7 protein-coding genes are annotated in these 12,480 nt (G+C 65.2%); 4 read left to right on the top strand and 3 right to left on the bottom strand.

From position 1 onward, the window contains the following. Window positions 1–8: 8 nt before the first annotated feature. Window positions 9–1,466, bottom strand: coding sequence for a hypothetical protein (locus tag CAG31_RS16960; protein WP_085583159.1), 1,458 nt, complete (start codon window positions 1,464–1,466; stop codon window positions 9–11). Window positions 1,467–2,002: 536 nt separating this feature from the next. Next, on the bottom strand, window positions 2,003–3,025 hold the full coding sequence (locus tag CAG31_RS16965) for a zinc-dependent alcohol dehydrogenase family protein (protein ID WP_085583161.1): 1,023 nt from the start codon (window positions 3,023–3,025) through the stop codon (window positions 2,003–2,005). A gap of 270 nt (window positions 3,026–3,295) precedes the next feature. Between CAG31_RS16965 and CAG31_RS16970 the strand changes: the two genes are divergently transcribed. Next, window positions 3,296–4,210 carry a LysR family transcriptional regulator gene (locus CAG31_RS16970; RefSeq protein ID WP_085583163.1) on the top strand — a complete coding sequence of 305 codons (915 nt, stop codon included), beginning with the start codon at window positions 3,296–3,298 and terminating at the stop codon, window positions 4,208–4,210. A 54-nt stretch (window positions 4,211–4,264) separates the two neighbouring features. Here CAG31_RS16970 and CAG31_RS16975 read toward each other — a convergent pair whose 3' ends face one another. Next, the gene (locus CAG31_RS16975) at window positions 4,265–5,671 is read right to left on the bottom strand and encodes an amidase (RefSeq protein ID WP_085583165.1); all 1,407 of its coding nucleotides are present in this window, start codon (window positions 5,669–5,671) and stop codon (window positions 4,265–4,267) included. A 2-nt stretch (window positions 5,672–5,673) separates the two neighbouring features. On the opposite strand from CAG31_RS16975, the gene CAG31_RS28220 reads away from it, so the two are divergent. The 3 genes from CAG31_RS28220 to CAG31_RS16985 all read left to right on the top strand — a co-directional run bounded on the left by CAG31_RS28220 (window position 5,674) and on the right by CAG31_RS16985 (window position 12,437). After that, a complete protein-coding gene (locus tag CAG31_RS28220) occupies window positions 5,674–5,922 on the top strand; it encodes a hypothetical protein (protein WP_139831371.1) in 249 nt (82 codons plus the stop codon). Between the two features lie 243 nt (window positions 5,923–6,165). Then, window positions 6,166–7,116 carry a fatty acid desaturase gene (locus CAG31_RS16980; protein WP_085583167.1) on the top strand — a complete coding sequence of 317 codons (951 nt, stop codon included), beginning with the start codon at window positions 6,166–6,168 and terminating at the stop codon, window positions 7,114–7,116. Between the two features lie 68 nt (window positions 7,117–7,184). Beyond that, window positions 7,185–12,437, top strand: coding sequence for a non-ribosomal peptide synthetase (locus CAG31_RS16985; protein ID WP_085583169.1), 5,253 nt, complete (start codon window positions 7,185–7,187; stop codon window positions 12,435–12,437). Window positions 12,438–12,480: the final 43 nt, after the last annotated feature.

Genomic DNA, 12,480 nt, shown 5'->3' on the forward strand with positions numbered 1-12,480 from the left:
CGCCCATCCTAACGTTCCTGGGAGCGGTCGCCCCCGAACGCGTCGTCACTCGTCGGCGACGCCGTTTCAAGCGGCCGCTGCGGTAGCGCCGGGACGGGCTCCATGGCATACAGCCGGCCGATGAGCCTGACGGGCAATCCGCTGACCTCCGTCATCCACTGCAACACCTGCTCCGGCGCGTGCAGGCCCTGCATCGCGCGATGCAGATCCGGAATCGCCACCAGCATGCCGGGGTGGCAGGCCCGCAGGAAACGCTCAAGGCCTGCGCCGCTGTCGGTGAACGGCGCAAACAGCAGGCAGACGATCTGGTTTTCGTTGAGCCCGAAACGCGCCTGCAGGCCGGCCAGGGCCTTTTGCCTCAACTCTTCATACCCCTGGGGCTTGGCGAAGGTCGCGGCCAGATGCTCACAGACCGGTTCCGGCACCTGTCGGCGCCGCATGGCCGCCAGGCTGCGCTGCACAAACGCCTGGACGCCGGCCTCGTAGCTGTGCCCTTCCACGAACTGGGCCTGGAGGCCGCACAGGTAAGCGGCCACCAGCGGATCCGGGCATTCGTCGTCGAACAGCGCCGCGGACCATTCGTCCGCCTTGAACCCGAGAAACTCGCTGAGCAGGGGCCAACGGTCATCGAGCTTGGCGACGAGCATGTCGTGGACGTCGATGAACACCGTGCGCCGGCAGGCCTCGAACTGCCCTTCCGGACGCCAGGGCATGCGCTCGGGCTCGGTGTAGAGCCGGCGGTAGCAGTCGCCGTCGAGGCCGTCGAGCAGCGCGAACAATTGATCGTAGCTGCCCGAGTTGTCCGCCAGCGGCCCGATGCCGACCTTGCGCACCGCACGGTCCAGCCCGTCGATGAAGCGCCTCTGGCGCGCGGCGGAGTCGCAGCCGGCCAGCACATCGACGCCGTTGTTCCAGCGCGCCACCTGCCCATGGAACTCCGCCGTCGCCAGGTAGCGGTCGTCCCACAGCTCCAGCGCCTCGTTCCAGGTCCGGCGGTGCCCCACCATCAGCAGATTGATGCGGTTGGCCTCACTGCCGCCTTCGCTGATGGGCGCCTGGTGATCGAAAGGCATCACCTCGCGGTGATCGACCATCAGCAACTCGACCCGCGGATCGTCGCAGAGAAACAGCGCGGCATGGCTGCGGTGCATGTTTTCGAGCGCGGCCAGGTCATTGCCTTCATAGCGCAAGGTCGCCACCCGCAGCTGAAAGGTGGCCGGCGCGCGCCCGGCGATGCTCAACTGAGCGGCCCGCAGCATCGCCAGGGCGTAGCAACTGTCACGGGTGCCGGTCTGGATGGCCAGCACCTTGAACTCGCCGATGCGCTCGCTGCCGCCGGCCGCGACGACGAGCCGTTGAATAAGAAGTTGCAGCGCCGTGCGTTCTGCGCGGGAGAAAAAACTCAACAAGCGTTGCAGCACTTGCTGGTAGACATAATTCATTGCCTGATCATGGATTGTGCTCATCGGTCTCTTACCCGGTGCAGAAAAGTTTCATACCCCGCCGCCAAACTCAGTGGCACGGAATAATGGATCACTAATAAATAGACGCTGAATCCTAACACTTAAGATTTCGTAGTTATTTGAAACACTTGAGTGCCGCTCACCCCATGAAACCAGCGCAGGCCAAGGGCCGCAAGGGTTTTCCGGGAGCAAAAGAGAGTCCTAGGAAACTTCTTACGCAGTCCCACAAACAGTGACCACAAGAAATAAAGAACGCTTTTTGCAACCCGCCTACAACTTTTAAACAAGAATCGGCATATCGCAAAAAGACAAACAAGAGTGTTCGACCAGAAAAAACAGAATGCACAGCCATGGCTCATTCCTTGAGATGAAAGTAATCATTCAATTATCAGGGCTTGAAGGACGATTAGAAGATACAGATCCCAGGCAAAAACCGGTTCAGTTGCTGAACGGTTGCGGGCAGACGCCGGTGAGAGTCCGGCCAGGGGCGTGAAGCAAAGGAAGGAGTCCGTGGCGGCACGGACTCCTGGGCTTGAAGATCAGGCCGTTTCGACCTGCAGGGCCACGCGTTCGCGGCAAGGGCACTCATCCATGTAGCGGTGGGCCTCGACGAACTGGTCGAACGGGAACACCCGGGTCTTGAGCGGCACCAGCACGCGGTCGGCGGTGAACTGGTTGATGTCGCGCAGGGCCCGCTGCAGCGCGTCGCCGTCCTGCTTGATGCCCAGCTCAGGCTTGCCGGTGAAGTTGCCGATGCAGTGCACGAAGAACTGGATGTTCTTCTGAAAGGCGGCACAGGCCGGGAACGGCGTCTGGTTGCCGCCCTGCAGGCCATACAGCACCAGGCTGCCGCGCGGCGCCAGCACATCGCCGAGCAACGACATCTGCGGACCGCCGAGGCCGTCGAACACCATCTCGACGCCACGGTTGTCGGTGATCTTGTTGACGCGGGTCAACAGGTCTTCCTCTTCGGTGACGATGACCTTCTCGGCCCCCAGCGACAACAGGTATTCACGCTCTTCGGCCGTCTTGGTCGCGGCGATCACCTTGACGCCCAGCGCCTTGCCCAGCTGGACAAAGGAAGGCCCCGCGCAGTGGCTGGCGTCGGTGACCAGGGCGAACTGCCCGGGCTTGACCCGCGCCAGGTCCATGTAGGCGAAATAGGCGATCAGCAGCGGCGTGTAGTGGACGCTGGCCTCGATCGGCGTGAGCACGTCCGGATAGCGGGTCAGCGCGGTGCGCGGCATCACGATCAGCTCACCGTAGACCGGGTAGTCGTTGGGGCTCTCGGCCGGGAAGCTTGCGACCTTGTCGCCCACCGCCAGGTCCTCGATGCCTTCGCCGACGGCCGTGACCACGCCGGCCATTTCATGGCCCAGGCCCGAAGGCAGGCGGGCCTGGGACGACGCCAGGTTCTGGCGCCACAAGGTGTCGTACCAACTGATGCCGATCGCCTCGACGCGCACCTGCACTTCGCCAGGACCTGGCTGAGCGGCCGCATGCTCTTCGCACTTGAGCACCTCGGCCGGACCAAACTTGTGAAAACGGATCGTGCGGGACATCGCAAACCTCGTCAAAGTAACCTCTAATGCCCTGAACTCTATCTGGGCTTTCCGGCCAAGACCATCAGCGGCCATTAATAGTCGACATGCCTGTCATTGATTCCGCAGCATGGGCGGCATTGGCAGAATCCATGAGCGTAAGACCGGAACCCGCTCAGTAAAGCTCAATTTTCCGGTGCAGAGTACCAGCCTTTCCCCGTACTATTCATGCCGGCCATTGTTCTCATATGGTCGCTCTCGTCAAGCTTGATGACTCTGCCAGGACTCCAGATGAATCGTAATGACCTGCGTCGTGTCGACCTGAACCTGTTGATCGTTTTCGAAACGCTGATGCACGAACGCAGCGTGACCCGCGCCGCGGAAAAACTGTTCCTCGGCCAGCCGGCCATCAGCGCCGCGCTCTCGCGCCTGCGTGGCCTGTTCGACGATCCGCTGTTCGTGCGCACCGGCCGGAGCATGGAACCGTCCGCCCGCGCCGTGGAAATCTTCGCCCTGCTCTCCCCGGCCCTGGACTCGATCTCCACGGCGGTCAGCCGTGCGGCCGAGTTCGATCCGGCCACCAGCACGTCGGTGTTCCGCATCGGGCTGTCGGACGACGTCGAGTTCGCCCTGCTGCCCATGCTGCTCAAACGCCTGCGCGCCGAAGCGCCGGGCATCGTGCTGGTGGTGCGCCGGGTCAACTACATCCTGATGCCGAGCCTGCTGGCCTCGGGGGAAATCTCCATCGGCGTCAGCTACACCACCGACCTGCCGGCCAACGCAAAACGCAAGGTGCTGCGCCGCAGCCAGCCGAAACTGCTGCGCGCCGACACCGTGCCGGGGCCGTTGAGCCTGGACGACTACTGCGCGCGCCCGCACGCGCTGGTGTCGTTCGCCGGCGACCTCAGCGGCTTTATCGACGAGGAACTGGAAAAGCTCGGCCGCAAGCGCCACGTGGTGCTGGCCGTGCCGCAGTTCAACGGCCTGAGCACCCTGCTGGCCGGCACTGACATCGTCGCCACCGTGCCGGACTACACCGCCGACGCCCTCACCGCCGCCGGCGGCGTCCGGGCCGAAGACCCGCCACTGCCCACCCGCACCTTCGAACTGCACATGGCCTGGCGCGGCTCGCAGGACAACGACCCGGGCGAGCGTTGGTTGCGGTCGAGGATTCAGATGTTCTTCGGCGATCCGGACAGCCTCTGAACACCCTCCATCACCCCTCCCCAGCCTCCAGCCCCCTGGAGGCCGCCCACGACCTCAAACCTCGCCAAAAACCGCCGGCCGCCACCGCGCAAGCTGGCGTTCAAGCAGCGCGGCCAGCGTCAGGAGGCGCTGTTCCTTCCAGTGAGGGCCGATGATCTGGAGGCCGATCGGCAGGCCCAGTTCCGGGTCGAGCCCCACCGGCAGCACCACCACGGGCGAACCGGAGAGGCTGAAGGGGAACACGTAGCCGTACCGTGAGCGGCCGTCCAGCGATTCGCCCGGTTTGAACGCGACGTCCGGGAAGACCGGGCAGATCAGCACGTCGTGGTCGCGGAAGAAACTGCTCAGGCCGCGGCGGAAGGTATTGATGTAGGCCAGGTCGACCTTGAACTGATCGACGCTCAGTTCCGTCTCCCTGCTCGCCTGCACCAGGCCCTCCAGGCATGCCGAGAATTTGTCGCGCCCAAGGCTGGGCAGGAATTTGTCCCAGGCCCGGGCGGCATCGCCACCGGAAAGGAAGATGTTCCACAGGCTATCGCAGGCCTGCTCCATGCCCGGCGGCGCGACCTGGCTCACTTGCCCGACCTGCGGCTCCAACAGGCCGGCGACCCGTTGCAGCGCATCGCGCACCGAAGCGCGCACCGTCACGCCCGGCAGCTCATGGAACAGCGCGACCCGTGCCTTGGCGAGGGGCAGGTCATCCTCGAACGGTACGTCGACGGTGTCCGGGTCATGGCCGTCCGCCCCGGCGATCAGTTGCCCCAGCAGCTTGATGTCATCCACGTAGCGCCCCATGACGCCATAGGCCGATGTCATGTGGATCAGGCCGGTACGCTCCACCGGGTATTGTCCGGTCAGGGGGACACGGCCCTGGGTCAGCTTGAACCCGCACACGCCGTTGAAATGCGCCGGGATGCGCAGGCTGCCCCCGGCATCCGAACCCAATCCTGCCGGGCTGCAACCTGCGGCGATGCCGGCGGCTTCCCCACCGCTGCTGCCGCCGGGGCTTCTGGACAGGTCGAAGGGGTTGAGGGTGCGTCCGTACAGGAAGTTTTCCGTCTCGAAGGACATGCACAGCTCCGGGACATTGGTGATCCCCAGGATCAGCGCCCCGGCCTCGCGCAGCCGCCGCACCACGGTGGCATCGGCCGGGCTCGGTGCGCCGTGCCATTCGGGCATGCCGCAGGACATCTTGAAGCCCTCGACATGGCAAACGTCCTTGATGGTGATGGGCACGCCATGCAACGGCCCCAGCGCCTCCCCCGCCGCGACCCTGCGGTCCGCCGCCTGCGCCTGTTCGAGCAACCGGGCCGGATCGGCCGGCTGGACGATGGCGTTGATCGATCCATTGCGCTCGGCGATGCGGCGCAAATAGAACTCGACAAGCTGTCGGCTGGTGACGTGTCCCTCACGAATGGCCCGTGCCATCTGGGCAATACTCAGCGCGTCAAAGTCCGTCATGAATGGCTTCCGTAAAAACACTGTTTGAAGGGTGCGCCGGGCCGCCATGGCGCCCGCACGGCGGGTCGGATGGGGCGAGCGTGCGCAAGAATAGGGGAAAAACCGGCCGTCACAAAAACCGGGCCACCCAGCCGACCGAACGTCGCGCATCGGGCAAATGCCCGTGTTTGCTGGGCGAGAAAACCGAACTGATTTTTTTCTCTTTTTTGTCCGCCAAAAGAGAAATAAAAATCCCGAAGCCTTTGTCATGACGGCAAAAAAAGCAAAAAACCTCTCACGCGGATTCAGATAATAGAGCTACAACACTTGCCGCCGGCAGCGGTTCACATGTCGGCGGCTCATAAATACTCAGGGCTCGCCTTATCGGACCGTGCCCCTGCCAGGATGGAACCTCTTCTCGCAACTTCTGCCCTTCTTCGATCATGCCGCTGCCTCATCAGCGAACGGCATCGGGCAACGTTGTCTCGCGAAAAGGCGCCACACAAGGAGTGGACATGCTTCAAAGTAAAGTCTTCAGGTACTCGTACTGGGATCTTGCGTGCTGCCTGGTGATTCCGTTCCAGATCGCCGTCTATTGGCTGCTGGCCCTGAACTACCAACACCTTTCCCTGATCGCGCTGCTGGCCATGGTGCCTGTGCTGTTCGCCTTGTCCTTGCAGAATGCCGGCGCCAACCATAACCACTACCACACCCCGTTCTTTCGCATCCGCTGGATGAACACCCTGGTGCGGATGGGCTTTTCCATGACGGAAGCGCCCAAGACGCCCTACAACATCGGGCACGGCATTCACCATGTCACCCATCAGTCGTGGAACGACACGTCCATCCTGCGCATCCTCGGCCTCAAGCGCTCGTTGCCCGGGCAACTCGTCAACTTCGGCCTGTTCGTTCTCGAATCGGTGGGCCTTAAGTATTTCGTCCTGCTGATCCTGCTCAAGCACTGGCCCCTGGAACGCGTCGCGGCGCTGGCCTCGCCCGACGACCCTGAACTGGGTGTCCGGGCGCTGAAGAAACTGCTGGAGCCGTCGAAGCTGAAAGCGGCGAAGTACGACCTGGCGGCCTGGTTCCTGTTCCGTCTGGTGCTATGCCTGACCGACTGGCAGTTCTTCTTCTTTTATTTCATCCCGGTCACCTACCTGATCGACAGCCTGCGCCAGGGCGAGAACTACTTCCAGCACTGGGGCGCCACCGACCCCTTCGACCCCAAGCGCGACTCGGTCAGCTGCTACGGCAAGCTCTACAACTGGCTGACCTTCAATCTCGGCTACCACCAGGAACATCACTACAAGCCGGGCGTGCATTGGCTGAAGCTGCCCGAGCTGACCAAGGACCTGCCCAGCGACCGCCACACCGTGCCGTACTCGCACTACCTCAATGCACCTTTGATGTTTCCGCAACGCTCGGCCCAGCTGAGGGCAGAGCGCGCCGCCCAGGCGCCTCAATGAGCTGAAGGCGGCCGCGCGCCGCCGTACCACGCTCCTCAACGAAACCGCGAATTCTTCAGAGTCGTGACATGGACAAGTCCCCGATGCACACCTTCGCCACCCTCCTCGATGTCGTCCGGTTCAGGGCCTCGCCAGGCGAGCCGAGCGCCGAACGCCTGGCGTTCACCTACCTGGATGACGGGGATTCGGTCAGCGGCTCGCTGACCTACGCCCAACTGGACTACAAGGCCCGCAGCCTGGCGGCGCACCTGCAGCGCCTGACCCGCCCGGGCGACCGGGTGCTGCTGGTGTATCCGCCGTGCCTGGAATACATCATCGCGTTCTATGCCTGCGTCTATGCCGGTGTCATCGCGGTGCCGGCCCTGTCGCCGGCCAACGCCAAGACCCTGCCGCGCCTGCAACTGCTGGCGGTCGACTCGCAGCCCGCCCTCGCCCTGACCCTCGACAAGGTGTCCGGCGCCCTTGACCGCATGACGGCGGACAGCAAGGCGGACTGCCCGCTGACCGGCCTCACGTGGCTGGCCAGCGACACCCTGGACGATGCCAGCGAGCACTGGCAGCACCCGCCGACCGTGGCGAGCGACATCGTGTTCCTGCAATACACTTCCGGCTCGACCGGCGCCCCGAAAGGCGTGATGGTCAGCAACGCGAACCTGTTGGCCAACGTCGAACTGTCGAAGCGCACCTACGGGATCCGCGAGCAGGACGTCTTCGTTTCATGGCTGCCCCCGCATCACGACTTCGGCCTGATCGGCGCCATCATCCTGCCGGTCTACCTGGCCAGCCACTGCGTGCAGTTCCCGCCGGCGGCGTTCGTGATGCGCCCGTTCCGCTGGCTGAAACTGATCGCCGACTACCGTGCCCGGGTCACCGGCGGGCCCAACTTCGCCTTCCAGCTGTGCGTGCAGCGCATCAGCGCGGCGCAGAAGCAGTCCATCGACCTGAGTTGCCTGGACATCGCGGTCAACGGCGCCGAACGCATCCGTCCGGCGACCTTGCGCTCGTTCGTGGAAGCGTTTGCCGAGTGCGGGCTGCAACCGCAGTCGATGATTCCCGCCTACGGCATGGCGGAGTCAGTGTTGCTGGTGAGCGCCAACACCCGCACTGCCGCCGGGCAACTGCCGAAGATCCGCAGCATCAGCAAAAGCGCCCTGGAAAGCGGCCGGGTGGAACCTCAGCCGCACGCCGCGGACGCCGTGGAAGTCGTCGCCACCGGCACCGTGGTCACCGCCGACCACCAACTGGCGATCTTCCATCCGCAGACCACCGTCCGGCTCGGCCCGGAACAGGTGGGCGAAGTCTGGATCAGCGGGCCGTCGACCGCCCGGGGCTACTGGCGCCGCGAAGAAGAAAGCCGCGTGTTTCACACCCGCGCCACCGATGACGATGCGCGCTGGTTCCGCACCGGCGACCTGGGTTTCGTCAGCGAGGGCGAGCTATACATCACCGGTCGCCTCAAGGAAGTGATGATCTTCAGCGGCCGCAACATCTACCCCCAGGACATCGAAATCACGGTCGAAGCTCTGGATCCGGCATTCCGCGCCAACGGTTGCGCGGCCTTCTCCATCGAGGACGGCGAGTCCACCCAGTTGGTGGTGGTGCAGGAGCTGGAAGCGCGACATCAGCCCGACACCGACACGCTGGTGGCCCGGTTGCAGGCGGAGCTGGCCGAGCGGCATGAGGTCTTCGACCTGTCGGCGCTGCTGCTGGTCAAGACCGGCGCCATTCCCCGCACGTCCAGCGGCAAGATCCAGCGCACCCGCTGCCGACAGCTGTTCCAGGATGCTGCCATCAAGACCGTTTGGGCCTGGCACCGGCAAGACCGGGCCGACGACCAGGAAGCCCAGGACGATCCGGCGCTGGCCGACATCGAGGCGGCGCTGTCGGCGATCTGGCAAGCCACGCTGGATCGGCCGGAGATTTCCAGCAGCGACAGCTTCTTTCAGTTGGGCGGACACTCCCTGCTGGCCACGCAGATGATGCTGGAGGTGCGCAAGCGGTTCGACGTCGAACTGCCGCTGAGCACGCTTTTCCACTCGCCCACCCTGCGCGCCATGGCCCGCGCCATCGCCAGCGCATCGGCGCATTCGGCCCCCGCCCTGCCCGCCATCGTCCGCGCAACGGGCAACGATCCGTTGCCGTTGTCCTATGCCCAGCAGCGCTTCTGGTTCCTCGACCAATACCAACCGGAAAACCCGTTCTACTCATTGCCCCTGGCGTTGGACATCGAGGGCCCGGTGGATCCGCAGATCGTCCAGCAGGCGCTGGACACGCTGGTGGAGCGCCACATGCCGCTGCGCACCCTGTTCGACAGCGAAGGCGGTGTGCTGCGGCAACGGATCCTCCCGGCGCTGCACATTCCCCTTGAGCGGATCGACCTGAGCCGACCGGCCGACATCGACGACGCCATCCGCCGCGAAGCCCACCGCCCCTTCAACCTCTCCCAGGGGCCGCTGATCCGGGCGTGCCTGCTGCGCAGTGCGCCGCAACGGCATGTGTTGTTGCTGACCCTGCACCACATCATTTGCGATGGCTGGTCGAGCCAAGTGCTGGAGAGGGAGTTCCTGGCGATCTACGACGCGCTCGCGCGCGGCCATGCCGTCGCGTTGCCGCCGCTGGCCATCGACTATGCCGACTACGCCGTCTGGGAGCAGCAGCACCTGAGCGGCCAGTGGCTCGAACAACGCCTGGCGTTCTGGCGGGAACACCTGTCGGGCGCGCCGACCGCGCTGGATCTGCCGACCGATTTTGCGCGTCAGGACGGCCACACCCAGGAAGGCGCGGTGAAAACGGTCGAGGTGCCGCCGGCGCTCGCCCGTCAGCTCGAAACCTTCGCGCAGCGCCATGACGCGACGCTGTTCATGGTCTTGCTCAGCGCCATGACGGTGCTGCTGCACCGCATGACCGGGCAGGATGACCTGTGCCTCGGGGTGATGTCCGCGAACCGCCCGCAAGGCACCGAAGGCCTGGTGGGCAACTTCATCAACGTGGTTCCGCTGCGCAGCCGTGTGCCGGCCGACGCGTGTTTCGCCGCACTGCTGGAAAGCACCGCGCAGCGCTTGCTGAGCACCTACGACCAGCAGATTCCCTTCGAGCTGATCCTCAAGCATCTGGCGCCCTCCCGGCAGGCGACCGGCACGCCCTATGCCCAGGTGGTGATGAACTTCCACAGCGAACTGGCCCAGACCCCGCCACGCCAGGCCGGCCCGGAGGACCGCCGCATCAGCCTCACCGGTCATCACGCCGGCAGCATCCACCACGCCGCTTTCGAGCTGAAGATCGAAGTGCACAACGCGGGCGGCCGCCTGGAACTCGCGTGCGAGTACAACACCGGGCTCTACAGCGCGCAGAGCGTCGAGCGCCTGCTGGATCACTACCTCCTGTTGCTCGACGGCGCCACCACCCGGCCGCAGGTGCCGGTCGGCCACCTGCCCCTTTTGCGCGACAGCGAGAAGCAACGGCTGACGCAGCAATGGAACGACACCGCCAGGGACTACCCGACGGGGAAAACCCTGCACGCCCTGTTCGAGGCGCAGGCCGAACGCAGCCCCGACGCCATTGCCCTGGTCTTCGAGGGGCAACCGTTGAGCTACGCCCAGCTCAACGCCTCGGCCAACCAGTTGGCCCACCACCTGGTCGGGTGCGGGGTCACGCCTGATTCGTTGGTCGCTTTGTGCCTGGAGCGCGGCCCGCAAATGGTCATCGGCCTGCTGGCGATCCTCAAGGCCGGCGGCGCCTACGTCCCCCTCGACCCGCACTACCCGGCCGAACGCCTGGCCTACATGCTCGAAGACGCCAAGCCTGTGGTGCTGGTCTCCGAGCAAAGCCTGCGGCACTGCCTGCCCGCACATGCATTGCCGACCCTGTGGCTGGACACCGATCAGGCACTGATCGCCAGCCAGCCCACCGCCAACCTGCAGCGCGGCGACGCCCAATGCCTGGCGTACTGCATCTACACCTCGGGGTCGACGGGCCGTCCGAAAGGGGCGATGAACAGCCATGCCGCCGTGGTCAACCGGTTGCTGTGGATGCAGGAACAGTACGGCCTGTCCAGCGATGACCGGGTGCTGCAGAAGACCCCCTTCGCCTTCGATGTCTCGGTCTGGGAATTCTTCTGGACGCTGCTGCACGGTGCCCGGCTGGTCATCGCCAAGCCCGAGGGGCACAAGGATCCGGCCTACCTGACGGAGGTGATCCAGGCCCAGGGCGTGACCACCCTGCACTTCGTGCCCTCGATGCTGCAGGCCTTTCTCGCCGCCGGGAACGCCCCGCACGCGAGCCCGTTGCGTTTGGTGTTCAGCAGCGGCGAGGCGCTGCCCGTCACGGTGGCCAACCAGTTTCTCGCCCGCTACCCGCAAGCCCGGCTGCACAACCTGTACGGCCCCACCGAAGCGGCCGTGGACGTCACCTACTGGCAATGCCAGCCCGACTATCGCCACGCGCTGGTGCCGATCGGCCGGCCGGTGGCCAACACGCGGATGTACATCCTGGACGAAGCCCTGGCGCCCGTGCCGGTCGGGGTCATCGGCGACCTCTACATCGCCGGCGTGCAGCTCGCCCGTGGCTACCTGGGGCGTCCCGACCTGACCGCCGAGCGCTTCCTGCCCGACCCGCACGGTGCCGACGGCGGGCGCATGTACCTCACCGGGGACCGCGGGCGCTACCTGCCTTCGGGTGATATCCAGTACCTGGGCCGCAGCGACCATCAGATCAAGATCCGCGGCTTCCGCATCGAGCTGGGGGAAATCGAAAACGCCCTGCTCGACTTCCCCGCCGTGCGCGAGGCCGTGGTCGTGCCCCGCGACGATGCCAGCGGCGCCCCCTGCCTGGTGGCGTTCGTCACCGCCGACGCCAGCGAGGCCGACAGCGCCCGTTTGCGCCAGCACCTGGCCAAGACCTTGCCCGACTACATGGTGCCGAGTTTCTTCGTGGTGCTCGATGCCCTGCCGCTGAACGCCAACGGCAAGATCGACCGCCAGGCGCTGCCGGCCACGGATGTGCGCCTGGCCTCCTCGGACGAACGCTACGTCGCGCCCGGCACGGCCACCGAAACGGCACTGGCCGAGATCTGGCAAGACGTGCTGAAGGTTCCCCGGATCGGGGTCAACGACAGCTTCTTCGAGTTGGGCGGGCATTCGTTGCTGGCCACACAGATCCTCGCCAGAACCCAGGCGCTGTTCGCGCTGAGCCCGCCGCTGAAGGTGCTCTTCGAGTCGCCGACGGTGGCGGCCATGGCGGCCTGGCTCGACGCCCAGAAACGCACGCCGCGCGCATCGGCACCGCCGATCAAGCGCCTGGCGCGCAACCAGGCCGTCGACTGAGCAATGTCTTGAACGCCGATCCGGGCCTTGGCCTCGCCCGCCA

The sequence above is a fragment of the Pseudomonas sp. R25(2017) genome (assembly GCF_002112565.1).
GTDB lineage: Bacteria > Pseudomonadota > Gammaproteobacteria > Pseudomonadales > Pseudomonadaceae > Aquipseudomonas > Aquipseudomonas ekonensis.